This is a genomic window from Microbacterium hydrocarbonoxydans, assembly GCF_900105205.1.
GTDB classification, from domain to species: Bacteria; Actinomycetota; Actinomycetes; order Actinomycetales; family Microbacteriaceae; genus Microbacterium; species Microbacterium hydrocarbonoxydans.
In genome coordinates, this window is record NZ_FNSQ01000005.1 from 2,351,245 (window position 1) to 2,375,581 (window position 24,337).

The window sequence follows — 24,337 nt, forward strand, 5'->3', positions numbered from 1 at the left end:
GGCGCGAGTCGGATGTCACGAGGGGTCAGTCCAGGACGCTGTCCGGCTGGATGTCGATCTTCGCGCCGGTGAGCTTGGCGGCCAGGCGGGCGTTCTGCCCCTCCTTGCCGATCGCTAGCGACAGCTGGTAGTCGGGCACCAGGGCACGTACGGCCTTGGTGTTCGCGTCGAGGATGAACGCGCTGGTCACCTTGGCCGGCGAGAGAGCGTTCGCGACGAAGGGCGCGAGTTCCGGATCGAAGTCGACGATGTCGATCTTCTCGCCCGCGAGCTCTTCGGTGACGGCACGGACGCGACGTCCCATCTCGCCGATGCAGGCACCCTTGGCGTTGATGGCCGGGTCGTTCGCCCGGACGGCGATCTTCGTGCGGTGGCCGGCCTCGCGGGCGAGCGAGACGATCTCGACCAGCCCGGCGGCGATCTCAGGGACTTCCAGCGCGAACAGCTTGCGGACGAGGCCAGGATGGGTGCGCGAGACCGTGATCTGCGGCCCCTTGAGGCCCTTCGCGACGCTGGTCACGTACACGCGGAGACGGGATCCGTGGGTGTACTCCTCGCCCGGAACCTGCTCCTCGGGAGGAAGGATCGCCTCGACGGCTCCGAGATCGACGTGGATCATGCGGGGGTTCGGTCCCTGCTGGATCACTCCAGCGACGATGTCGCCCTCCTTGTCCTTGAAGTCGCCGAGCACGACGTCGTCCGCGATGTCTCGCAGACGCTGGCTGATGACCTGCTTGGCTGCGAAGGCCGCGATGCGTCCGAAGTCGTCGGGCGTGGCCTCCTCCTCGCCGATGATCGCGCCGTCTTCGTCCTTGACGACCTGCAGCACGGCGACGTGCCCGGTTCGACGATCGAGTTCGACGCGAACCCCTTCGGGGGTGGCTCCGTCTGCGGAGACGTGCTTCGAGTACGCGGTCAGGATGGCCTGTTCGATGATCGAGACGAGTTCATCGAAGGGAATCGCCTTCTCCTTCTCGATCCCACGCAAAAGACTCAGTTCGATATCCATGACGGCTCCCTATTCAGCTCTCGTCGCGCGGGTGTGCACGCGCGACATCCGTACCACGATACCCTGTGCCCACCGCCCGATGCCACGGAGGCGGCCGCACCGACGCGGTGCCAGACGCGCAGGAGGACCCAGTGACGACGTACGACACCATCGTGATCGGAGCGGGGATGTCAGGGGTGACGGCGGCGCGGATGCTCGCCGACGACGGCGCGACGGTGCTCGTGCTCGAGGCCCGGGATCGCGTGGGCGGCAGGATGAACACCGATCGCTCGGCCGGATTCGCCGTCGATCTCGGCGCGTCGTGGGTCCACGGCATCGAGGAGTCGCCGCTGTGGGACCTCGTGCAGGCGCTCGGCATCCCCACTCTGGAGTACACGGTGGGCAGCTTCCAGGCCGGCGGGCGCACGATCGAGAACTTCGACGGCGAGGGCCGGCGGATGGATGCCGAGGCGACCGCGCGATGGGTCGACGACGTCGCCGAGGCCGACCGGATGCTCGGCGAGGAGATCGCCGCCTCCTCCCCCGGCGACACGTACCTCGATGTGACCGAGCGCGCGCTCGACCGCTCCGGATTCGCCCCGGAGCGCATCGACGAGATCCGCGAGTTCTTCCGCCACCGTGTCGAGGAGCAGTGCGGCGCGTGGATCGGAGACCTCGACGCGCACGGCCTCGATGAGGACGCGATCGACGGTGACGAGGTGATCTTCCCGCGCGGGTACGACGAGCTGCCCCGGCGCACCTCCGCCGGACTCGACATCCGACGGGAACATGTCGTGACCCGCGTCTCGCGCCATGCCGATGGGGTCACCGTGTCGACGGACCGGGGCGAGTTCAGGGCCCGCAGCGCACTGGTCACCGTGCCGCTCGGCGTGCTCAAGAGCGGTGCGATCGAGTTCGCCCCTCCCCTGCCCGCAGCCGTGGCCGAGCCGATCGAGCGACTCGGCATGGGCGTGTTCAACAAGGTCTTCATCCAGTTCCCCGAGCGCTTCTGGGACGAGGAGAGCTACGTGCTGCGCGCCCTGGGCGAGGCGGGCGAGCATTGGCACTCGTGGTACGACGTCTCTGCCGTCAGCGGGCGGCCCACCCTGCTGACGTTCGCGGCGGGGCCGTTCGGACGGAGGGTGCAGGACCTCGCTGACGAGGACATCGTCGCGGACGTCGTCTCCGCCCTCCGGGTGCTGTACGGGGACAGCGTCGGCGCGCCGACGGCTCACTGGATCACGCGATGGGGGCAGGATCCGTTCTCGAACGGCTCCTACTCGCACCTCGCCCTCGGCTCGTCGCACCACGATCACGACGAGCTCGCAGGTCCGGTCGACGGCGTCCTGCACTTCGCGGGCGAAGCGACGTGGGGCGAGGAGCCTGCGACCGTCGGTGCGGCGTTCTATTCAGGGCATCGGGCGGCGGAGCGTATCCTCGGGCACGAGATCGACCTCGCCGAGTTCGCGGCCCGGATCAGGGAGCGGGAGCAGAACCCAATTCGTTGATCGCCCCGATCAGCCGGAACAGATTCCCGACGTGCCACTGGTCCAGGTGCAGAGCCAGGCGCGGCAGATGCAGCACATCGTCGTCCGCGACCTCGGGCTGACGGGGCATCGAGCGCTCGATGCGACCGCTCACCAGCATCCCGGCGAAGCGATCGTTCAGCTCCGCGATCTCCGCGTCCGTCGGCTCCGCACGGAGCCTCAGCACGAGCGTGTCGCCCACCCACCGCAGCGAGTCGTAGTTGCGCCAGAAGCCCGCGATCACCCCTGCCGCCGACTCGACGGAGTCCGTGATGACGACGCGATCGAAGTCGCCTTCGGAGATGACGCCGGTCGGGGCGAGATCCTCGTCGATGAAGCGCTTGAGTCCGTTCCAGAAGGTGCCGCCCGGCTCGTCGAGGAGCACGATCGGCGTCGGCTCCGCCTTGCCCGTCTGCTGCAGGGTGAGCAGCTCGAACATCTCGTCGAGGGTGCCGAACCCGCCGGGAAGGCAGATGAAGCCGCTGGATTCCTTGATGAGCATGAGCTTGCGCGTGAAGAAGTACTTCATCGCGACGACGTGCTCGCTCGCCTCGATCAGGCTGTTGGCCTTCTCCTCGAAGGGAAGCCGGATCGACACCCCGAGCGACAGCGCGGGCCCTGCTCCCTCGGCCGCCGCCTGCATGATCCCGGGGCCGGCTCCGGTCACCACCATCCATCCGTCGGCGGCCAGCGCGCCGGCGACGTTGCGCGCCTGCACGTAGAGCGGATCGTCCTGACGGGTGCGCGCGGATCCGAAGACGGTCACCTTGGGAACGCCCTCGAAGGGGGCGAACAGCCGGAAGGCGTCTCGCATCTCAGCAAGCGCCGCCGATGCGATCTTGAGATCGAGGCGGTTCGTGCCGTCCTCGCCGAGGAGCACGGCCGTGCGCATCATGCGCATCACCAGCCTGCGGTCGGTCCTCACCCCCGCCTCGTCGAGGACGGTGTTGATCTCGGCGCTCAGCGATTCCGGCAGCGGTTCCTCGGTCATGCTCTCAGCCTGTCACGACGGGCTGCCGCGCGGGGATCCGCAACGCCGCCCGTGGCTGCTCACCACGCTCAGACCGCCGTGTCAACGCCCGTGCGTTCTGGCCACACCACGGCGAAGCTGAGCGCATGACAGAGATCACTGGACCTGACGCACTGGCACGGGTGAAAGACCTCGTGGAGGACATCGACTTCACGATGCTGACGACGACGGACGACGACGGCAACCTCGTCAGCCGACCGATGTCGACGAGGCAGATGGACGACGCCTGCGACATCTGGTTCTTCACCGCCGAAGACACCGAGAAGGTCGAGGAGGCGAGAGCGCACCGACAGGTCGGACTGTCGTACTGCGACGCCAAGGGCATGCGCTATGTCTCCGTGGCCGGCAACGCGTCCATCGTGCACGATCGCGCGAAGATGGAGGAGCTCTACTCTCCGTCGCTGGACATCTGGTTCGAGGACGGGCTGGACACGCCGGGGATCGCACTCCTCAAGGTCACACCCACCGTCACGGAGTTCTGGGAACCGGCCAAGGGGAAGATCGCAATGGCGGCCGGAGCGCTGAAGGCGCTGGTCACGAAGGACACTCCGGACGACGACATCATGAACCACGGACACATCGTCTGCTGACGCGGCATCCGCAGACGAAGACGCCGCGCACCTCCGTGAGGAGCTGCGCGGCGTCTTCGCGTCGATGGTCAGCGACTGGTCAGTCGCTCCACCGCCTCGGCGATCGACAACGCGTCGCGGTCGCCGGTGCGCCGATCCCAGAGTTCGACCTCCCCGTCGGCGGCACCGCGCCCGACGATGACGATCTTCGGCACGCCGACGAGCTCGGCGTCGCCGAACTTCACTCCGGGCGAGACCTTCGGGCGGTCGTCGTAGAGGACGTCGAGGCCGGCGGCCTCGAGGGTCGTCGAGAGGTCGGCGGCGACGTCGAAGGCGACCTGGTCACGACCGGCGGCCACGACCTGGACGTCGAACGGCGCGACGGATGCAGGCCAGATCAGGCCCTTCTCGTCGTTGTTCAGTTCGGCGATGATCGCCAGGATGCGTGTGACGCCGATGCCGTACGACCCCATCGTGACAGTGACGAGCTTGCCGTTCTCGTTCAGCACCTTGAGCCCCAGCGCCTCTGCATACTTGCGGCCGAGCTGGAAGACGTGGCCGATCTCCATGCCCCGGGCGAGCTCGACCGGCCCTGATCCGTCGGGCGCGGGGTCGCCCGCTCGCACGTCGGCGATCTCGACGATCCCGTCGGCGAAGAAGTCACGGCCTGCGACGACCGAGTGCGCATGCTTCTCGTCGAGGTTCGCACCGGTGATCCAACTGGTGCCCTCGCCGACGCGGGGGTCGACCAGGTAGCGGATGCCGGTCGCCGACTCCTCGCCGAGGACGGCGCCCGTCGGTGACCACGGGCCGATGTACCCCTTGACGAGCAGCGGGTTCTTCTCGAAGTCGTCCGTCGTGGCCGTCTCGACCACGGCCGGCGCGAACGCGACCTCGGCCCGCTTCTCGTCGACCTCACGATCGCCGGGGATGCCGACGATCACGAGCTCGCGGCGACCGTCGAGGTGCGTCAGCGCGAGGACGACGTTCTTGAGCGTGTCCGCTGCCGTGTAGTCGCCGTCGAGGTGCGCGTTCGAGTGAGCCACGAGCGTCTCGATCGTCGGGGTGTTCGGCGAGTCGAAGATCACGGGAGCGGCGTCGGCGTCGAACGGGACAGCGTCGGGAACCGCCGTCGTGAAGGCCTCGACGTTGGCGGCGTAGCCGCCGGCGCTGCGCACGAAGGTGTCCTCGCCGACGGGCGTGGGGTGCAGGAACTCCTCGCTGCGTGATCCGCCCATGGCGCCGGCATCCGCCTGGACGATCACGTACTCGAGTCCCAGGCGCTGGAAGATGCGCTCGTACGCATCGCGCTGTGCCTGATAGCTCACATCCAGGCCCTCGTCGGACGAATCGAACGAGTAGGCGTCCTTCATCGTGAACTCGCGCCCGCGCAGCAGTCCGGCACGAGGACGCGCCTCGTCGCGGTACTTGTCCTGGATCTGGTAGATCGTCAGCGGCAGGTCCTTGTACGAGGAGTACAGGTCCTTCACCAGCAGAGTGAACGCCTCTTCATGAGTGGGCGCGAGCAGGTAGTCGCCGCCTTTGCGGTCCTGGAGACGGAAGAGCAGATCTCCGTACTCCTCCCACCGCCCGGTGGCCTCGTACGACTCGCGAGGCATCAGCGCGGGGAAGTGGACCTCCTGCGCTCCGGCGGCCGCCATCTCCTCGCGGACGACAGTCTCGATCTTCGCCTTCACGCGCAGACCGAGCGGGAGCCACGCGAAGATGCCCGCCGCCTGCGGTCGGATGTACCCGGCGCGGATCAGCAGCCGGTGGCTGGCGACCTCGGCGCCGGCAGGGTCTTCGCGGAGCGTGCGGAGGAAGAAGTTCGAAAGACGAGTGACCACCGGGCAAGTCTACTGACCGGCGGTCACTCGATTGCGACCGTGGTCAGTTGAGGGCAGGAAGACCGTTGGGGATGACACCGCCGGCGTACAGGCTCGCCGCGAGCTCCTGCACGGCGGTGAGCGCGACCCGCTGCGGGAGCGGTCCGTAGGAGATGCGCGTGACGCCGAGCTTCTCGTACTCGGACGCGGCGAGCGTGCCGGGGAGCCCGATCACGCTGAGCTTGCCCTCGCCGAGTCCTTCGACGAGCTGACGAGTGGTGTTGGCGTCGAGCATCCCGGGGACGAACACGGCGGTGGCTCCTGCGTCGAGGAACGCGCGGCCGCGCTGGATCGCGTCGGCGACGCTCTCGGCGACGGGCCGGTGTCCGGCGCGCACGAAGGCGTCGGTGCGCGCGTTCAGCGCGAAGGGGACGCCCTCTGCCTCGGCGGCCTTGACGATCGCCTCGACGGCGGCGACCGACTCGTCAAACGGCTTGAGCCGGTCCTCGACGTTCGCGCCCACGACGCCGGCGCCGATCGCGAGGCGGGTGGTCTCCCCCGCGTCGCCGTAGCCGTCGTCCAGGTCTGCCGTCACGGGAACGGACACGGATGCCGCGATGCGTCCGACCATGTCGATCATGATGTCGCGCGGAATCGTGCCGTCCTCGTAGCCGAACGAGGCCGCGATGCCGTGCCCGGCCGTCGCGATCGCCTTCGTCTCGGGGAGCATCGCGACCGCCTTGGCGGAAACGACATCCCATACGTTCACGACCCGGAGGATCTCCGGGTCTTCGTACAGTCCGATGAGGGTCTGGGCCTTCGCAGCAGTGGTCATGCTCCCACGCTAACGCGCTCGATCCGGCCGCAGGCCGGACGGGGCGGCAAGTCCTCGGTTCGTGGGATGCCGTCTGATCCGTCGGGACGAGCCCAGCGCGCTCTTGTTCCGGGATGCCGATGTTCTCGCTCGACGTCATGGTTTTCGGCCCTGATCTGGTGTCGAAATGTCAGAGGTGGGTGGTGAGATGCGGGTATGACAGCACTGATGGACGCGACGATCGAGCAGGTGGCAGCGCTCGGCGCGGTCACCGAGATGCTCGTCTCCGTCGAGCGGACGATCGGTTCCCTGCTCGCCGCGCGTGACGGTCTTCTGGCCCTCGGATCGCGCCTCGCGGTCGAGACGGCGGAGCAGTCCGAGGAGCCGAGCGCCGACGGCGTCGATCTGGCGATGCGCGCTGTCGCTGCCGAGTTCGGTGCTGCCCTGCGGGTCAGCGACCGCACGCTCCAACGGCGGATGCTCGACGCCGAGCTCCTCGTCACGCGCTTCCCGCGAGTGTGGCGTGCCCAGGGCGCCGGGGTCATCAGCGCCGCGCATGCCAGGATCATCGTCGATGCCGGCACACACCTCGATGACGAGACCCGGCGCGAGGAGTACTCGGAGCGGATGGTCGCGTTCGCACGAACGGAGTCCGCCAACCGCGTCGGGCGCGAGGCGCGACGGGTCGCCGACCGCCTCCAGCCGCGCACCGTCGACGCCCGCCATGCGGACGCGCGCCAGGAGCGTCGAGTGTGGTTGACGAACCGCGCCGACGGAATGGCCGAGCTCAGCATCTTCGGTCCGGCCGCACTCGTGCACGGCGCATTCGATCGGGTCACGGCGATGGCGAAGGCAGCAGCGGCTGGCGGTGAAGTCGTCGAATGCGCGCACGGATCACGCTCTGGTCGTCCTCACGACGGTCGGACGCTGGGCCAGACCCGTTGCGACATCGCGCTCGATCTGCTTCTCACCGGTGCACCGGCGGGGCACGACACGACCGATGGAATGCTCGCCCGGATCACCCCGACGGTGTCCGTCACCGTTCCCGTCATGACCCTGCTCGGGTCGGGCACCGTCCCCGCCGAACTGAACGGCTGCGTCCCGATCGACGGTCGCACCGCCCGGCTCCTCGCCGGCTCCGCCGCGGGATGGGATCGCGTCCTCACCCACCCGATCACCGCGGCAGTGCTCGCCGTGGACAGATACCGGCCATCCGCCGAGCTGCGACGTCATCTGACAGCGCGAGACAGCCGATGTCGGTTCCCCACCTGTGGGTATGCCGCCCGCGATTGCGATCTCGATCACACCGAGGATCATGCCCTCGGCGGCACCACCGACGCCGACAACCTGGGTCACCTCTGCCGACGGCACCATGTACTGAAGCACCGCACTCCGTGGCATGTCGAGCACCTCGGCGACGGCACGTTCGCCTGGACCAGCCCCACCGGGCAGGTTCACATCGATCGACCGCGTGCCCAGAACGCCGAGACGTTCACCGAGGACGACTCGCCGCCGTTCTGAGAATGAGCCAGCCGTGACCGTGAGCCGGTGCTGACGGGAACCGACGCTGACATGAGCCGGCCCTGACGCGAGCCGGCCCTGACGCGAGCCGGTGCTGACGGGAACCGGCCCTGGCTTCGGCGGGATCCGGCGAGGCCGACATAGTGTGGAGACATGCCTCAGCGCCGATCGCACGTCGCCCCCTCTGCCGCGCAGACCGAACTCGCCGCGGCGCTCGCGGAGCTACGGGTGTCGCTCGACGCCCCGACCGAGTTTCCGGCTGCCGTGCTGGCCGAAGCCGAGGCCGCCGTCGCGCCCGAGCCCGACCTGGACCTTCGAGACATCCCGTTCGCCACGCTCGACCCCGTGGGATCCAGAGACCTGGATCAGGCGTTCCATCTCGAGCGCCGCGGCTCCGGTTACACCGTGCACTACGCGATCGCGGACGTGCCGAGCTTCGTCGTCGCCGGCGGTGAGATCGACGCCGAGGCCCGGCGGCGAGGACAGACGCTGTATGCCGCCGATGGCACCATCCCTCTCCATCCGAAGGTGCTGAGCGAAGGCCGCGCCTCCCTCCTCCCGGATGTCGACCGCCCAGCGCTCGTCTGGACGTTCTCCATCGACGCGGCAGGTTCCGTCGAGGACTTCCGCCTCGAGCGCGCTCTGATCCGATCCCGCGCCCAGCTCGACTACGCCACAGTGCAGGCGGCACTCGACCGCGGGGAGGACGGCCCTGCGGCGCTTCTGCCTGAGATCGGCGCGCTGCGAGTGGAGCAGGAGAAGCTCCGCGGCGGTGCGAGCCTCAACCTGCCCGATGAGGAGGTCGTGCGCACACCTGACGGCGGCTACGCCATCGACCGGCGCCATCCGCTTCCCGTCGAGGAGTGGAACGCCCACCTGTCACTCATGACGGGCATGGCCGCTGCGAGCCTGATGCTCGACGCACGGATCGGCATCCTGCGGACGATGCCTCAACCGGACGAGAAGTCGTTCGACGCCTTCCGCCACCAGACAGAGGCGCTCGGCCGCCCGTGGACGAGCGGCCGGTACGGCGACTACCTGCGGAACCTGGACCGCACCGACCCGATGACTCTTCCCGTCCTCGAGGCCGCGGCATCCCTGTTCCGCGGTGCCGGGTACGTCACGTTCGACGGCACCGTCCCGAGCGATGCGGAGCAGGCGGCGATCGCGGCGCCCTACGCACACGCGACCGCTCCCCTGCGTCGGCTCGTCGACCGCTGGTCCCTCTCGATCTGCCTGGCCGCCTCCGAGGGCCGGGACATTCCGAGCTGGGCGCGCGAGTCCCTGTCCGAGCTTCCGGCATTGATGCAGGAATCGGGTCAGCGCGCGTCACGACTGGACTCCGCGACGATCAACTGCGTCGAGGCCGCCCTGATCACCCCGCTCGTCGGCCAGACGGTCGATGCCACGGTGATCGAGATCCGAGGGGAACGGGCATCGGTCCAGCTCGCGACGCCCGCCGTGACAGCCTCAGCTCCGCTTCCCGAGGGCGCGGCACCTGGAGACGTCGTGAGACTGCGGGTCCTGAGCGCCGACATCACGCGCGGCGAGATCGAGTTCGCCCTCTGACGTACGCTGGCGGCGTGGATCCCCTCGCTCTGACAGAACGCTTCATCGACGCCCGCTATCCGGGGGCCTCCATCGCGATCGTGGCGGGAAGCACAGCGCGGGGCGAGCGCACAGCGACGAGCGACATCGACCTGCTGCTCATCGGCGAACGCCTCTTCGCCTCCGAGGCTCAGAGCAGCGAGGCGTCGACGCACGACTTCGAGGGTGAGATCTTCGAGGTCTTCGCGTACACACCCGCGGGGTTCGTCGAATGGGCCGACCGCGGCGTGCAGCAGCACCGCCCGGTGACGGTGCACATGCTGGTGGAAGGCACCCCCGTCCGCGACGATGGGACGCTCGCCGCGCTGCGTCATCAGTGGCGGCAGGTGCTCGATGCCGGACCCACGCTGAGCGCACACGAGTCGGCCTTCCGCCGCTACGTCATCACCGACCTGCTCGACGACCTTCGCGACGCGACCGACCCGCTCGAGCGCCGCGTCGTGGCATCCGCTCTGTTCGATAGGACGGCCGAGCTCATGCTGCTCGGCGAGCACAGGTGGATCGCGACCGGCAAGTGGCTGCCGCGGCGGCTGCGCGACCTCGATTCCGAACGGGCGGAGCGGCTGAGCGGTCCTCTTCTCGACGGTGACTACACGGCCTTCGCCGATCGCGTCGATGCCGAACTCGTCCGGGCTGGTGGGCGGGTGCAGAGCGGCTTCGTACGCTGACCCGCCTCAGGCGGCGGGAACCGCTGTCGTCGTCATGACGAGGAGCTGAGGATCGGTGAGCTCGAGCGTCACCGAGATCGACACGAATTCGGCCAGAGACCGGGCGTGCGTTCCCCCGCACAGGATCTCCGCTGTTCCCTCGGGCAGCTCACAGTGCCAGCTGCGCCGATCCACGATCGTCGGTCCTTCAGTGACGATCCGGCTCGGAGCCGCGGACTCGACCCATGCCGACAGCTGTGCGTTGATCGCTGCCTCACGCTCGGCGAGAGTCGCCGCGAAGCCCTCGGTGTCGAAGCCCGCCTTGCGCAGGCTCTTCCCCAGACGGTACTCGTCGACCGAGCCGTCCTCATGGATGCGGCTGGACTGGTTGGCTCGCGCCTCGAAGTTCGGACTGCCCAGAGCATCCGTCCCCGGGTCCTTGCGCCACAGATCCGACAGCGCGCGATCCAGGGCGAGCGACGCGAGATGGCAGGCGGTGTGGCCTCGACTGAGGCCCGACCGCCGCGTAGGGTCCACGGCGAGTTCCACCCGAGCGCCCTCGATGAGGGCACTCGGCGCCTCGCCGTCGAGTCGGTGCCCGACGAGCCAGGTCCAGCCGTCGGCACCGCGCTTGACGGGGATGTCTCCCGCCACCGCGAAGGTCCCGTCGTCCGCCACGGCGGCCATCACGGCCTCGGCCACACGCACCGTCGCACCGTCGACCGAGATCTCGCCGCTGTCTCCGGGCTGATCAGGCCAGGTGTGATCGACCGGATGGAAGGGCGTGGCGTCGACGACGACGACCGCACCGTCCGGCGTGAGGTCTATGCGTTGCACGGTGCTCGATCCGGAGACGCCTCCGTCGGCGAAGGACACGGTCGTGGACGGCATGGGACTCCTTGGTGAGCTCGACGCGATCGGCGAGAGCGGTGGGACTTCGACCCCGCTCAGTGCGAGGGCGGGATGGTGAAGCTGGCGAGCTTGTCGCCGTCGATGACGAAGATGCCATCCGACTCGCCGGTGAACACACTGCTGGTCCACGCGAATCGGATGCGCGTGGTGTTGTCGCCCGAGGTCGCGCTGAGCACCGTCATCCTCGCACCGGCGCCGATCGCATCGGTCTCGGCCCACGAGCGGATGCCGTCGGGGCCGGCCTTCACCGTTCCCCAATCGCTGACGTGGCCGTCTGCGGAGAACGCGGCGACGAACGCCTCGGTATCCGCAGCGTTGATCGCATCGACCATCGCCTGAGCCGGCGCGGGAAGGGAGTGCTCGGACAACGTCGTCTCCTGTGCTGTGGTGGATCGGCTGGTGGGATCGGTGGTGAGGGGAACTCAGACCGTGACGACCTGCGCGGTGCCGACCGGGGCTGCGGGGCCCATCTCGGCGGCGATGCGGTTGGCCTCTTCGATCAGGGTCGCCACGATGTCGGCCTCGGGGACGGTCTTGATGACCTCGCCCTTGACGAAGATCTGGCCCTTGCCGTTGCCGGACGCGACGCCGAGGTCGGCTTCGCGCGCCTCTCCCGGACCGTTCACGACGCAGCCCATGACGGCCACGCGCAGCGGCACGGTCATGTCCTTGAGTCCCTCGGTCACATTCTCGGCGAGCGTGTAGACATCGACCTGCGCGCGACCGCACGACGGGCACGAGACGATCTCGAGCTTTCGCTCGCGGAGGTTCAGCGACTGCAGGATCTGATGTCCGACCTTCACCTCTTCGGCGGGCGGTGCGGACAGCGACACACGGATGGTGTCGCCGATCCCCTCACCGAGCAGAATGCCGAACGCCGTGGCGCTCTTGATCGTGCCCTGGAACGCGGGCCCTGCCTCGGTCACGCCGAGGTGCAGCGGCCAATCGCCGCGCTCGGCGAGCTGGCGGTACGCCTTGACCATCACGATGGGGTCGTTGTGCTTGACGGAGATCTTGAAGTCGTGGAAGTCGTGCTCCTCGAACAGCGACGCCTCCCAGACGGCGCTCTCGACGAGTGCCTCGGCCGTCGCCTTGCCGTACTTGGTGAGGATGCGCCGGTCGAGCGATCCGGCATTGACGCCGATCCGCAGCGAGACGCCCGCGGCCTTGGCGGCCTCGGCGATCTTGCCGACGTTGCCGTCGAACTCCCGGATGTTGCCGGGGTTCACGCGCACCGCGCCGCATCCGGCGTCGATGGCGGTGTAGATGTAGCGCGGCTGGAAGTGGATATCGGCGATCACGGGGATCTGGCTCTTCATCGCGATGATCTTGAGCGCGTCGGCATCGTCCTGGTGAGGCACGGCGACACGGACGATCTCGCATCCGGATGCGGTCAGCTCCGCGATCTGCTGAAGGGTCGCGTTGATGTCCGTCGTCTTCGTCGTCGTCATCGACTGCACGGTGACGGGAGCGTCACCGCCGACGAGCACCTTGCCCACCTTGATCTGGCGAGACTTGCGGCGCGGGGCGAGGACTTCGGGGACTTTCGGCATCCCAAGATTCACTGCTGGCACCCCCTCAGCCTACGCCGCCTGGATGGGCGAGGGCTGGAAGCGGATGACGCGGATCTCCGCGTCATGCGGCGGATCGGCAGCACGCCGGTGTGATAGTTTTCAGCCCATGCTCGCGAACTTCACCTGGTGGCCCGCCTCTTAGGCGGTGTGTTCGCGTTCCCACGAATCCAGACCGCCTCCGGGGCGGTCTTTTCGTTGAGCCGAGCCGGAGCCACGCACAGGAGACACCGATGACCCTCTCACGTCTTGCCGAGCTCGCCGCGGACCCGTCCGCCTCCTTCGTGCTCATCGCCCGGGACGGCTCCGACACGGTCGAGCTGCTCACCGGCGACGTCCTCGACGTCGACCTGCTCGCCGACATCCCTCTGACGATCGACGGGGCTGCGCGCGAGATCTTCACGATGGTGCCCTACCGTCAGGTCCGCGAGCGCGGGTTCGTCGCCCAGGACGACGGCGCTCCCCTGCGGTGCATCGTGGTGGACGAGCACCTCCACCTGCCGACCGACGGACTGCTGGCCGAGCTGCCGACCGCAGCAGTGCCGCTGCGCGACGGCGGATTCGACATCGCGGACGAGGAGTACGCGGCCATCGTCGAGACCGTGATCGCCGACGAGATCGGCCGCGGCGAGGGTGCCAACTTCGTGATCCGCCGCGACTTCACCGCCGAGATCGATGTCGACGATCGCACGGCCGCCCTCACCTGGTTCCGCGCGCTGCTCACCCACGAGCGCGGCGCCTACTGGACGTTCGCCGTCGTGACGCCCGGCCACATCGCGGTGGGCGCGAGCCCGGAGGCGCACGTCGTGGCGCGCGGTGGAGTCGTGACCATGAACCCCATCTCCGGCACGTTCCGGCATCCGGCTGGCGGCGCCACGAAGGAGACGCTGGTCGACTTCCTCTCCTCGACGAAGGAGACGGAGGAGCTCTTCATGGTCGTCGACGAGGAGCTCAAGATGATGAGCGCGGTGTGCTCGGACGGCGGACGCATCACCGGCCCGCATCTCAAGGAGATGTCGCGCCTCACCCACACCGAGTACATGCTCAGGGGCCGCAGCACCCTCGATCCCCGCGACATCCTCCGCGAGACGATGTTCGCGCCGACCGTCACCGGCTCGCCCATGCAGAACGCCTGCGCCGTGATCCGCCGGCATGAGCGCAAGCCACGCGGGTACTATTCCGGCGTCGCCGCCCTGTTCACGCCGAACGCGGAGGGCGGGCATGACCTCGACGCGCCGATCCTGATCCGCACCGTCTACCTCCAGGACGGCTCGCTCAGCGTGCCCGTCGGCGCGACGCTGGTCCGGCACTCGGATCCGCACGGCGAGGTCTCCGAGACCCATGGCAAGGCCGCCGGAGTGCTGGGGGCCATCGGAGCGATCGACCGCGACGAGGCGGCCGAGGCCCGCGAGGATGCGGATGCCCCCGCTGCACCGCAGTCCCTCGCCGCGGACCCCACCGTCACGGCTCTCCTGGCGTCCCGCAACGCCCGGCTCGCCGACTTCTGGCTGAACCCGCAGGGCGACGGCTTCACCGGCCCGTTCTCCGGAGCATCCGCCATCGTCGTGGACGCCGAGGACCGCTTCACCACGATGCTCGCGCACCAGCTGCGCCACCTCGGCCTCGACGTCACGATCAGGGCCTGGGGCGACGTCGACGACGCGGAGCTCGACTCCGCGGACCTCGTGGTCGCGGGGCCGGGTCCCGGAGACCCCCGCGACATCGAGAGTGCCCGGATCGCTCGGATGCGAGAGGTCGTGTCGCGACGCATCGAGGCGCGCGCCCCGCTGCTCGCCGTCTGCCTGAGCCACCAGATCCTCAGCCACAGTCTCGGCATCGCCCTCGTGCCCCTCGACGCTCCGCACCAGGGGCTGCAGAAGGCGGTGCCCGTGTTCGGCGAGGACGCCTCAATCGGGTTCTACAACACCTTCACCGCCCGGGTCGTCCCCGGTTCGGTGCGGGCGGAGACAGCCGAGGTCTCGGCGGATCCGGAGACGGGCGATGTCTACGCTCTCCGCGGCGAGCGCTTCGCCTCCGTGCAGGGCCACCTGGAGTCGATCCTGTCGCGCGACGGCATCCGCACCCTCGAGCGACTCGTCTCGCACGCCCTGGCGTGATCGCGACGAGCGGCGGAGTCGGTGAGAGACCGGCTCAGCCGCCGAAGATGTTCACCGGATTGAAGACGTCGGCGAGCAGCAGCAGCGCTCCCATCGCGATCAGCAGGGTCGCCACGACCACGGTCAGCGGCACCAGCTTGGTCGCGTCGACCGGCGCGGGAGGCGGACGACGGAACAGCTTCGCCCAGGCTCGTCGGATGCCGTCCCACAGCGCGACCACGACGTGACCGCCGTCGAGGGGCAGCAGCGGGATCAGGTTGAACACGAACAGTGCGACGTTGAGCGAGCCGAGCAGCCCGAGCAGCACGGCGAAGCGGTTCAGGACGGGAGCATCCGTGGCCGCCACCTCTCCCGCGATCCGGCCCACGCCCACGACGCTGAGCGGTCCGTTGGGATCCCGCTCACCGCCGGTGACGAGCGAGACCCCGACGTCCCAGATGCGCACCGGCAGGGTCAGGATCATCGAACCGACGCGGGCGACCGTGTCGGCCGCCATCTGCGGGCCCGCGCTCAGCGGCTGCTGCACGAAGCCCATCTGGGCGCCCATGCCGACGTAGCCGACCTCCCGGACGACCGGCTCTCCGTCATCGTCGAGAACGGGCTGACCACTGGCATCCGTGATGGCGCGCTCGGCCTCGACCGGGGTGATGCGCAGCGTCTTCTCCTCGTCGTCACGGCGGACGACGACATCGAGCGCCTCGCCGGGCGACGCCTGCACGATGGCCGTCGCCTCCGCGAAGGTCGTCACCGGCTCACCGCCGACGGACACCAGCACGTCTCCTGGCTTGATTCCAGCCTCGGCAGCCGGCGTCGCCGGATCATCCGGAGCGCATTCGGTCGCCGTCGAATCCGCGGGAAGCACGCACTGGCTCACGGAGGCGATCGTCGTGGTCCCCTGCTGCACGCCGATCCCCGACACGAGCACCGTGAAGATGATGATCGCGAGGATCAGGTTCATGAGCGGACCGCCCAGCATCACCACGACACGCTTCCAGACGGGAAGGCGATAGAAGACGCGGTCTTCCGCACCCTCGGCGATCGTCTCGTCGTTGGCCGAGCGCGCGTCCTGGACGAGAGCGCGGAACACGCCCTTCGCCGGTCCGGCCGTGGTGGATGCCGGATACATCCCCGACATCGAGATGAACCCGCCGAGCGGCAGCAGCTTGAAGCCGTACTCCGTCTCGCCGATGCGTCGGGACCAGAGGCGGGGGCCGAACCCGATCATGTACTGCCCGACGCGCACGCCGAACAGCTTCGCAGGCAGGAGGTGGCCGACCTCGTGCAGACCGATCGAGAGGCCGAGGCCGATCAGCATGAACACGATGCCACCCAGATAGAGCAGTGCTTCCACTCCCCCAAGCTAGTGCTCGCCGCCTAGGAATACGCCGGGGGCCGTGCCGGGCGCGCCGCCGCAGTCGCACTAGGCTGATTCCGTGACCACCCGCCAGCTGCGACTCCTGCGCGCGGCATCGGCGTCGTCGGTCGCGACGCTGCTCGCCGGGGTCTCGCACACGGTGGCGGGCGGTGCGGCACCGCATCCGCTGCTCCTCCTCGCCATCGCGGTGCTCCTCCTCCCGATCGCGGCGCTGCTCATCGGCGTACGAGCGTCGCGTGTCCGCGTCGCCGCGACCGTCGTGGTGAGCCAGTGCGCCTTCCACGTCGTGTTCCAGCTGCTCGGAGCGCCGACCGGAACGACGGTGCTCTCGGGGCATCAGCACCACCTCGATCTGAGCGTCCTCGGGCCCGTCTCCTCCGCCGCTGCACCCGACGCGGCGATGCTGCTGGCCCACCTCGCAGCAGCCGCTCTGACGACCGCCGTGCTCTGGCATGGTGAGGCGACGGTCCGCGCGGTCGCCGGATGGGTGCAGGGACGGCTGCGTCGCGCCGTCCCCGTGCTCCAGGCGCGGTACGAGCGCCCCGCTCTTCCCGTCGCGCCTCTGCCGCTGCTGGTCAGCGCAGCACTCTCGTCCTCGGTGTCTCGCCGAGGTCCTCCTTCGCTCGCCTGATCCCGCATCGCCTCCTCGCATCACCGGATCGACGAGGCGTCGACCATCCTTCCGCGGATGTCGCGCATTCTGCGCGCCCGCACAGCGATCATCAGGAGTTCCACCATGCATACCTTCACCACCCGCCGCACCGTGACCACCGGGATCATCGGAGGCGCCGTCCTCGCGCTCGCGATCCCCATGATGGCCAGTGCCCACGTCAGTGTCAGCCCGGACGAGCTGGTCGCCGGCGACCACGGGGTTCTGACCTTCTCCTTCGCCCACGGCTGCGACAACTCACCCACCACCTCGCTCAGGGTCACCATGCCGGAGGGCCTCGCCTCCGTCGCACCCACCATGGACAGCGACTGGACGATCGACATCGAGAAAGGCGACGACGGTCTCGTGAGCGCTGTCACCTACACCGCTCTCGCCCCCGTGCCCAACGAGCTCCGCGGGGCTGTGAGCATGTCGGTGGGGCTCGACGAGAACACCCCGGACACTCTCGCGTTCCCGGTCGTCCAGACCTGTGTCGAGGGCAGCACGGAGTGGACGCAGCTGGCGGAGGAGGGCGAGGACCCGCACAGCCTCGACGCCCCGGCTCCGGTCGTGAACGTCGTCGCGTCCGCCGACGGCGAGCACGGCGGGCACGATGCGGCGGATGACGCGGACACCGAAGAGGCCCCGGACGCGGCCGACGCGCCCGACGCGCTCGCGACCGCTCTCGGCGCGGGAGGACTCGTCGCCGGCATCGCCGCGCTGGTCGTCTCCGTCCTCGCCTACCGCCGCAGGGCCTGATGATCCGGCACGTCTCCTCGCCGCCCGGCGGACGAGGAGACGTGCCGTACCTCGGCTCCCGTCGCAAGCCGTGAGAACATGGATGCGACATGTCGATTGAACAACAACCGAGCCTGCCTCCTGTGCTCCGCCCCGCGAACCCGCCCCGGCGTGAGCTGTCCGAACTCGCCTCTCGATTCGCTCGAGACGTCCGGGGCGAGGTGAAGGGGATCATCCTGACCGGGATCACCCTCGCCACCGCCGACCTCCGCCCCGGCGAGGCGTTCGTCGCGATCAAGGGCGTGAACCGCCACGGCGCCGAATTCGCGTCCACAGCCGCTGAGAAGGGTGCTGTCGCGATCATCACGGATGAAGCCGGCGCCGAGATCGCCGCGAGCGCGGGGCTGCCCGTCCTCGTCGTCGACGATCCGCGCGGAGTGCTCGGCGCTCTGAGCGCCTGGGTCTACGGCACCGGCGCCGGCGAGCCGCTGCCGCTGCTGTTCGCCACCACGGGCACCAACGGCAAGACGAGCGTGTCGCACCTGCTCGAAGGCATCCTCGACCAGCTCGGCGTCGTCACCGGACTCTCCTCGACCGCCGAACGGCATATCGCCGGCGAGGTCATCGTCTCGCGGCTCACCACTCCCGAGGCGTCCGAGATGCACGCGCTGCTCGCTCTGATGCGGGAGCGCGACGTGGAGGCGGTGGCCGTCGAGGTCAGCGCGCAGGCTCTGTCGCGTCATCGTGTGGACGGCATCCGCTTCGACGTCGCAGGCTTCACCAACCTGAGCCATGATCACCTCGACGACTACGCCGACATGGAGGAGTACTTCGAGGCCAAACTGCCGCTGTTCCGCCCGGATCGGGCGGTCAGGGGCGTCGTCTGCCTCGACTCCCCCTCGGGGTCGGTGGTAGTGCAGCGCTCCGAGATCCCCGTCGTGACCGTCGGCACGCCGTCCATCGCCGTCGACGCGGACGCGGCCGCCGGCGCGGACTGGGTCGTCGTCATCGACGACGAACGGACCTCGGGCACCACGTTCACCCTCACGGGCCCTGCGGGCACCCTGACCACCACTGTCCCCGTGATCGGCCCGCACATGGCGGCGAATGCGGCTCTGGCCATCGTGATGCTCCTCGAGGGCGGCTACGCCTGGGACCGCATCGTCTCCGCGCTGCACCGCGACGGCGGCATCCGCGCGCACCTTCCCGGACGCACGCAGCTCGTCTCCGGCGAGACCGGCCCGTCTGTCTTCGTCGACTTCGGCCACTCGCCGGATGCCTTCGAGAAGACGCTCGCAGCGGTCCGCCGCGTCACCCCCGGCAAGGTGCTGATGCTGTTCGGCGCCGACGGCGACCGCGACGCGAGCAAGCGCTTCGACATGGCCCGCACCGCCGTCGAGGGCAGCGACATCCTGGTCGTCACGGACCACCACCCCCGCCACGAAGATCCGGACTCGATCAGGGCCACGCTCGTCGACGGCGCCCGCAGGGCGCGTCCGGACGCGGAGATCCACGAGTTCTCGCCTCCGGAAGCGGCCATCGTGGCGGCTGTGGGACTGGTCGGCGACGGCGACTCGATCCTCTGGGCCGGGCCTGGCCACCAGGACTACCGCGACATCCGCGGTGTCCGCACGCCCTACTCGGCGCGCGAACTCGCCCGCCGGGCTCTGCGCGCGGCAGGATGGCCGGTGCCCGACTCGAGCTGGCCGGTGCCCTACCCCGACGAGGACTGACCTCTCCCCCGGGCGGAAACGTCTCAGGCCCGTAGGCGCAGACCCGAACTCTCAACTCGATCTCTCGGGAGTGAGTCGTCAGGTCTGGGACTCAGGCCTGGGCGATGAGCTGATCGGCCTTGCGTCTGGCCCACGCTTCGGCGTCGGCCAGCGACTCCACGGTGAGTGACGGCGGCGGCTCGTGCGCGTCGACCACGCGGGCGATCGTGTCGACGATACCGAGGAACGGCAGCCGTCCCTCGTGGAAAGCGTCCACCGCCTGCTCGTTCGCGGCGTTGTAGACGGCGGGGAACGTCGCTCCGGCGCGCCCGACCGCCTTGGCGAGATCGACGGCGGGGAACGCCGCGTCGTCGAGCGGTTCGAAGGCCCACGAGGTCGCCTGCGTCCAGTCGAGCGGGCGACCGACGCCGCCGACCCGGTTCGGCCAGTCCAGTCCGAGCGAGATCGGCAGTCGCATGTCAGGCGGCGATGCCTGGGCGATCGTCGACCCGTCGATGAACTCCACCATCGAGTGCACGATCGACTGGGGATGCACGACCACCTCGATGTCGTCATAGGCGACGTCGAACAGCAGATGCGCCTCGATGACCTCGAGTCCTTTGTTCACCAGGGTCGCGGAGTTCGTGGTGACCATGCGCCCCATGTCCCAGGTCGGGTGCGCGAGCGCCTCTTGGGGGGTGACCTGCTGCATCTCCTCGCGAGAGCGGCCGCGGAACGGGCCGCCTGATGCGGTCACGACCAGACGGCGCACCTCCGCATGGGTGCCGCTGCGCAGCGCCTGCGCGAGTGCGGAGTGCTCCGAATCGACCGGGACGATCTGGTCCTTGGCAGCGGCAGCGAGCACGAGCTCGCCGCCGACGATGAGGGATTCCTTGTTCGCCAGCGCCAGGGTGCGGCCCGACTCGAGCGCAGCCAGGGTCGAGCCGAGCCCGATGGATCCGGTGATCGCGTTGAGGACGACATCCGCCTCGACCTCGCGCACCAGCTGCTCCGCGTCGACCGCACCCAGGGCGGTGTGCTCGACCTGGAAGGCCTCCGCCTGATCGGCGAGCATCTCCGCGTTCGACCCGGCGGCGATACCGACGAGTTCGAAGCGCCTCGGGTTCGCCCTGATGACGTCGAGCGCCTGGGTGCCGATGGAGCCTGTGGAGCCGAGGACGATGATGCGACGCATGTCGCCAGCCTATGGCGTCGCCCTCCGGCGGTCCTACTCGGCCTGCTCGACCGGCGTGGTGCCGAGGATGTCGACGACGAACGTCAGGTTCTCGCCCACGAGGTCCGTCTCGTTGATCTCGCCCTCGCCGTAGCCGTCCTTCGGCGGCATCGTGACGATGACCTGGGAGCCGACCTTCTGCCCCTCGAGCGCCATCTTGAAGCCCGTCACGACGCCACTGGTCTGGAACTGCGACGGTGCCGCCTCCCGGCTCCAGGTCGAGTCGAACTCGCTGCCGTCCGACCACTTCACGCCGCGGTACTGGACGGTGACGAGGTCGCCGGCGCCGACGGTCGCGCCGTCGCCCTGCTTGAGGACGGCGACCTCGGTCTCGGTGGGCGCATCGGCATCCGGGAGCGTGATGGTCGGCGAACCGGCGTCATCCAGCTCGACCTTGGGCATACCCTTCTCCGGGTCGACGTCGGAGCCCGTGGCGATCGTCGGGAGCTCCTCGATCGTCTCGACGTAGAGGATGCTCGGGTGCGACCCCTCCTGCGCGGCGGGGAGCGTCAGCACGACGCTCGAGCCGATGGGGAGGCACTCGGCTGCCACGGTGAAGACCGTCGACTGCGTGGGGTCGACGATCTGCTGCGGCTGCTGCACGGGCAGCAGAGCGGGCAGCACGCCGTCCACACCGCGCTCCGACGTGCTCAGCACCTCGTTGGTCGTGGCGTCGACGAGCTGGTACCGCAGCGACACGAGGTCGCCGGGTGCCACGTCGTCGCCGTCGCCCTCGACGATCACGGATCGCTCGGCTTCGGTGATCTCGGTCCCCTCGGGCACCGTGACCTTCGCCGCGGTCCCCTCGCCCTCGACGGAGACGGCGTCGGAGCCGGCTCCCGACTTGAGGTCGGCGAGGCAGGAGCTCTGCGGGGACGCGTCAGGAGTCTCGCTCGACTCCGGAGTCGCGCCACCGGAGCATCCCGCCAGCAGAAGGGTCGCCGCAGCGACAGTGGACAGGACGAGCAGCGGACGCTTGCGCACAGTGAGACCTCAGGATCGCGGGCGGGACACCCCATCATCTCGCATACCCCTTTGTCGATGCTGGGAGGCGCGCTCAGGCGCTTCATTCCCGACTCGGCATGGAACCGGGGGTAACCTGCTCTGATGACGTCAGAGCAGTCCGCGGAGCCCGAAACTCCGCCAGCAGAGACTCAGCAGCCTCGTCACGCCGGATTCGCCTACTCCCTCGGACGAGGTCTGATCACGCCGTTGGCCCGCACGATCTATCGACCCCGCATCGAGGGCCGGGAGAACGTGCCCCTGGACGGCCCCGTCATCTTCGCGAGCAACCACCTCTCGTTCATCGACTCGATCGCGATCCCGGTCGCAGCCCCCAGACCGGTGCACTTCCTCGCGAAGTCGAGCTACTTCGAGGGTCCGGGCTTCAGCGGCTGGCTGAGCAAGACCTTCTTCGAGTCCATCGGAGCGATCCCCGTGCGCCGAGGAGCCGGCCAGGCCGCGCTCGACGCGCTGGACGTGCAGCGCAAGCTCCTTGAGGAGGGGCTCGCCGTGGCGCTGTACCCGGAGGGCACCCGCTCGACGGACGGACGTCTCTACAAGGGCCGCACCGGGGTCGCCTTCCTCGCGCTGCAGACCGGAGCACCCGTCGTGCCGGTGGGATTGATCGGCACCGACAAGGTCATGCCGGTGGGCGCCAAGATGCCCACTCTGAAGGAGCGCATCACGGTCCGCTTCGGCACTCCTCTCGATCTCTCGCCGCACGGACCAGCGACCAGCGGACGTGCCCGCCGTCAAGCCACGGACGAGATCATGGCCGCGATCCACGCGCTCTCGGGTCAGGAGCTGGCTGATGCGTACAACGAGGCTCCGGCGCAGGGGACGATCGAGAAGATCAAGCAGGCGCTGCCGCACGAGCGCCGCTGACACAGGCAGGGATCTGCGGGCGGAGGTCAGTCCGTCGCCGCGCGCACGGTCGCCTCGTGACGCACCGGGAAGTTCATCGAGTTCGCGATGAAGCACCAGTCGTGCGCCTGGGCGTGCGCTCGCTCTGCGGCCTCGATCATCGACGCCTCGGCGACCACGACCTCGGGGCGCAGCATCACCTCGACGAATGCGCCTCCGCCCGTGCCGTCCTCGCGCATCGTCCCAGACGCGGTGTCGCGGTAGGAGACCACGACGACCCCTGCGGTGACGCAGGCATGCAGGTACGACAGGAGATGGCACTCCGAGAGCGAGGCCAGCAGAAGATCCTCGGGGTTCCACCGCGACGGGTCCCCGCGGAAGGGCTTGTCGGCGGACGCGAGGATCTCGGGCTTCCCCTCGACCTCGAGCGTGACGTCGCGGCGATACTCGCGATATCCGCTCGTCCCCGTGCCCGAGTTGCCGGTCCAGGTGGACGTGAGCGCGTAGCGGTGCTCCCCGAGGGGCGCTGATCGATCTGCCATGCCCTCAGTCTGCCAGCCGGAGCGTCCGCGTCGGCGATCGGCTGATCGCCGACGACGATATCCTGGGGAGGTGCTGGAGACTCTGACTGTGCAGGATGCCGTGGAACTCGCCGTCGTCGAACGGAGCGGATTCGTCGAATCCCGCCACGCGGGGGCGGCCGTCGTGCTCTCCCCCGACGGGGATGTCGTCGCCCGATACGGGAACGCGGATGCCCTGGTGCTGCCGCGCTCGAGCCTGAAGCCGCTGCAGGCAGTGGCCTGCATCACGGCCGGCGCCGCCCTGGAGGGTGAGCAGCTCGCCATGTCGACCGCGAGCCACTCGGGTACAGAGCGTCATGCGTCGACCGTGCGGAACGTGCTCACGGAGGGCGGCCTCACCGAAGACGACCTCGCGTGCCCACCGGCATGGCCCGGTGACACGGCGGCACGGGACGAGCTGGTGCGAGAGCATGGCGCCCAGACCCGCATCCGGATGAACTGCTCGGGCAAGCATGCGGCGATGCTGCGTGCGTGCGTCGCCACCGGTTGGCCCACGGACGGGTACCTCGATCCCGCCCATCCTCTGCAGGTGCACATCCGCGATGTGATCGAGCGGCTGACCGGTGAGAAGGTCGCGCACACCGCGATCGACGGATGCGGCGCCCCCGTCTACGCCCTCACACTCACGGGCCTTGCCCGAGCCATCCACCGGATCGGCGCAGCGTCGGACCGCTCCCCCTTCGCTCTGCACCGCGTCGCCGGCTCCCTGGTGAAGGCCGTCAAGGAGCACCCCTGGACGATCGATGGCCCCGGGCGCCCCGACACGATCGCCATCGAGAAGCTCGGCGTGTTCGCGAAGGGCGGTGCGGAGGGCGTGATGGTCATGGTCGCCCCAAACGGCACCACCGTCGCCCTGAAGATGCTCGATGGCGCAGCCCGTGCCACGACGATCGTCGCGGCAACGTTGCTGGCCCGTGCCGGTGCGCTGAGCGATGCGGACGTCGCGTCCCTCGCCGACGCGCTCTCGCTCGAAGTTCTCGGCGGAGGCACGGAGGTCGGTCGCATCCACGTCAGCGCGAGCATCTGACAGATCGCCGTCGCGGAGCGAGCGCG

22 protein-coding genes are annotated in these 24,337 nt (G+C 69.1%); 11 read left to right on the top strand and 11 right to left on the bottom strand.

Annotated features, from left to right (window positions below; all coding sequences use genetic code 11):
• Positions 1-25 precede the first annotated feature (25 nt).
• Positions 26-1,009 (bottom strand): transcription termination factor NusA, encoded by a 984-nt coding sequence (gene nusA, locus BLW44_RS11680; RefSeq protein WP_060928044.1) that lies wholly within the window; start codon positions 1,007-1,009, stop codon positions 26-28.
• Between the two features lie 131 nt (positions 1,010-1,140).
• Here nusA and BLW44_RS11685 point away from each other — a divergent pair, with 131 nt between their 5' ends.
• Positions 1,141-2,496: a flavin monoamine oxidase family protein gene (locus BLW44_RS11685; protein WP_074731777.1), complete on the top strand. Its 1,356-nt coding sequence runs from the start codon at positions 1,141-1,143 to the stop codon at positions 2,494-2,496.
• Here the strand turns inward: BLW44_RS11685 and BLW44_RS11690 are convergent.
• Positions 2,465-3,505 (bottom strand): LOG family protein, encoded by a 1,041-nt coding sequence (locus tag BLW44_RS11690; protein ID WP_060928045.1) that lies wholly within the window; start codon positions 3,503-3,505, stop codon positions 2,465-2,467. The two genes, BLW44_RS11685 and BLW44_RS11690, sit on opposite strands and share 32 nt — an antisense overlap.
• Positions 3,506-3,630: 125 nt before the next feature.
• Here BLW44_RS11690 and BLW44_RS11695 point away from each other — a divergent pair, with 125 nt between their 5' ends.
• Positions 3,631-4,134 (top strand): pyridoxamine 5'-phosphate oxidase family protein, encoded by a 504-nt coding sequence (locus tag BLW44_RS11695; RefSeq protein WP_060928046.1) that lies wholly within the window; start codon positions 3,631-3,633, stop codon positions 4,132-4,134.
• A 68-nt stretch (positions 4,135-4,202) separates the two neighbouring features.
• Here the strand turns inward: BLW44_RS11695 and BLW44_RS11700 are convergent, their stop codons facing one another.
• Together BLW44_RS11700 and BLW44_RS11705 are read right to left on the bottom strand one after the other, a co-directional pair.
• Positions 4,203-5,960 carry a proline--tRNA ligase gene (locus BLW44_RS11700; RefSeq protein WP_060928047.1) on the bottom strand — a complete coding sequence of 586 codons (1,758 nt, stop codon included), beginning with the start codon at positions 5,958-5,960 and terminating at the stop codon, positions 4,203-4,205.
• 43 nt (positions 5,961-6,003) lie between these two features.
• Complete coding sequence (locus BLW44_RS11705) at positions 6,004-6,774, bottom strand: isocitrate lyase/PEP mutase family protein (RefSeq protein WP_060928048.1); 771 nt, start codon at positions 6,772-6,774, stop codon at positions 6,004-6,006.
• A gap of 195 nt (positions 6,775-6,969) precedes the next feature.
• On the opposite strand from BLW44_RS11705, the gene BLW44_RS11710 reads away from it, so the two are divergent.
• The 3 genes from BLW44_RS11710 to BLW44_RS11720 all read left to right on the top strand — a co-directional run bounded on the left by BLW44_RS11710 (position 6,970) and on the right by BLW44_RS11720 (position 10,550).
• The gene (locus tag BLW44_RS11710; protein ID WP_074731779.1) at positions 6,970-8,274 is read left to right on the top strand and encodes an HNH endonuclease signature motif containing protein; all 1,305 of its coding nucleotides are present in this window, start codon (positions 6,970-6,972) and stop codon (positions 8,272-8,274) included.
• 153 nt (positions 8,275-8,427) lie between these two features.
• Positions 8,428-9,843 carry an RNB domain-containing ribonuclease gene (locus tag BLW44_RS11715; RefSeq protein ID WP_060928050.1) on the top strand — a complete coding sequence of 472 codons (1,416 nt, stop codon included), beginning with the start codon at positions 8,428-8,430 and terminating at the stop codon, positions 9,841-9,843.
• A 14-nt stretch (positions 9,844-9,857) separates the two neighbouring features.
• A complete protein-coding gene (locus tag BLW44_RS11720) occupies positions 9,858-10,550 on the top strand; it encodes a nucleotidyltransferase domain-containing protein (protein ID WP_060928051.1) in 693 nt (230 codons plus the stop codon).
• Positions 10,551-10,556: 6 nt separating this feature from the next.
• Here the strand turns inward: BLW44_RS11720 and BLW44_RS11725 are convergent, their stop codons facing one another.
• Genes BLW44_RS11725 through ispG form a run of 3 tightly spaced genes read right to left on the bottom strand, consistent with a single transcriptional unit; the run spans position 10,557 to position 13,015 of the window.
• Positions 10,557-11,420, bottom strand: coding sequence for an alanyl-tRNA editing protein (locus tag BLW44_RS11725; RefSeq protein ID WP_060928052.1), 864 nt, complete (start codon positions 11,418-11,420; stop codon positions 10,557-10,559).
• Between the two features lie 56 nt (positions 11,421-11,476).
• Positions 11,477-11,809, bottom strand: coding sequence for a nuclear transport factor 2 family protein (locus tag BLW44_RS11730; RefSeq protein ID WP_060928053.1), 333 nt, complete (start codon positions 11,807-11,809; stop codon positions 11,477-11,479).
• A 54-nt stretch (positions 11,810-11,863) separates the two neighbouring features.
• Positions 11,864-13,015 carry a flavodoxin-dependent (E)-4-hydroxy-3-methylbut-2-enyl-diphosphate synthase gene (gene ispG, locus BLW44_RS11735; RefSeq protein WP_174521378.1) on the bottom strand — a complete coding sequence of 384 codons (1,152 nt, stop codon included), beginning with the start codon at positions 13,013-13,015 and terminating at the stop codon, positions 11,864-11,866.
• A 230-nt stretch (positions 13,016-13,245) separates the two neighbouring features.
• Here ispG and BLW44_RS11740 point away from each other — a divergent pair, with 230 nt between their 5' ends.
• On the top strand, positions 13,246-15,129 hold the full coding sequence (locus BLW44_RS11740) for a chorismate-binding protein (protein ID WP_060928055.1): 1,884 nt from the start codon (positions 13,246-13,248) through the stop codon (positions 15,127-15,129).
• 34 nt (positions 15,130-15,163) lie between these two features.
• On the opposite strand, the gene BLW44_RS11745 is transcribed toward BLW44_RS11740, so the two are convergent.
• On the bottom strand, positions 15,164-16,480 hold the full coding sequence (locus BLW44_RS11745) for a M50 family metallopeptidase (RefSeq protein ID WP_139305277.1): 1,317 nt from the start codon (positions 16,478-16,480) through the stop codon (positions 15,164-15,166).
• Between the two features lie 82 nt (positions 16,481-16,562).
• Here BLW44_RS11745 and BLW44_RS11750 point away from each other — a divergent pair, with 82 nt between their 5' ends.
• The 3 genes from BLW44_RS11750 (at position 16,563) to BLW44_RS11760 (ending at position 19,624) form a co-directional block, all read left to right on the top strand.
• A complete protein-coding gene (locus tag BLW44_RS11750) occupies positions 16,563-17,135 on the top strand; it encodes a hypothetical protein (RefSeq protein ID WP_060928056.1) in 573 nt (190 codons plus the stop codon).
• 105 nt (positions 17,136-17,240) lie between these two features.
• The gene (locus BLW44_RS11755) at positions 17,241-17,912 is read left to right on the top strand and encodes a YcnI family copper-binding membrane protein (RefSeq protein WP_074731781.1); all 672 of its coding nucleotides are present in this window, start codon (positions 17,241-17,243) and stop codon (positions 17,910-17,912) included.
• A gap of 89 nt (positions 17,913-18,001) precedes the next feature.
• Positions 18,002-19,624, top strand: coding sequence for a Mur ligase family protein (locus BLW44_RS11760; protein ID WP_060928058.1), 1,623 nt, complete (start codon positions 18,002-18,004; stop codon positions 19,622-19,624).
• 91 nt (positions 19,625-19,715) lie between these two features.
• Here BLW44_RS11760 and dxr read toward each other — a convergent pair whose 3' ends face one another.
• Both dxr and BLW44_RS11770 read right to left on the bottom strand, forming a co-directional pair.
• A complete protein-coding gene (dxr, locus tag BLW44_RS11765) occupies positions 19,716-20,798 on the bottom strand; it encodes a 1-deoxy-D-xylulose-5-phosphate reductoisomerase (protein ID WP_060928059.1) in 1,083 nt (360 codons plus the stop codon).
• Positions 20,799-20,831: 33 nt separating this feature from the next.
• Positions 20,832-21,821 carry an FKBP-type peptidyl-prolyl cis-trans isomerase gene (locus BLW44_RS11770; protein ID WP_060928060.1) on the bottom strand — a complete coding sequence of 330 codons (990 nt, stop codon included), beginning with the start codon at positions 21,819-21,821 and terminating at the stop codon, positions 20,832-20,834.
• 123 nt (positions 21,822-21,944) lie between these two features.
• Between BLW44_RS11770 and BLW44_RS11775 the strand changes: the two genes are divergently transcribed.
• Positions 21,945-22,724 carry a lysophospholipid acyltransferase family protein gene (locus BLW44_RS11775; RefSeq protein WP_060928061.1) on the top strand — a complete coding sequence of 260 codons (780 nt, stop codon included), beginning with the start codon at positions 21,945-21,947 and terminating at the stop codon, positions 22,722-22,724.
• A gap of 26 nt (positions 22,725-22,750) precedes the next feature.
• Here the strand turns inward: BLW44_RS11775 and BLW44_RS11780 are convergent, their stop codons facing one another.
• Complete coding sequence (locus BLW44_RS11780) at positions 22,751-23,245, bottom strand: OsmC family protein (protein WP_060928062.1); 495 nt, start codon at positions 23,243-23,245, stop codon at positions 22,751-22,753.
• Between the two features lie 70 nt (positions 23,246-23,315).
• Here BLW44_RS11780 and BLW44_RS11785 point away from each other — a divergent pair, with 70 nt between their 5' ends.
• Positions 23,316-24,311: an asparaginase gene (locus BLW44_RS11785; protein WP_060928063.1), complete on the top strand. Its 996-nt coding sequence runs from the start codon at positions 23,316-23,318 to the stop codon at positions 24,309-24,311.
• Positions 24,312-24,337: the final 26 nt, after the last annotated feature.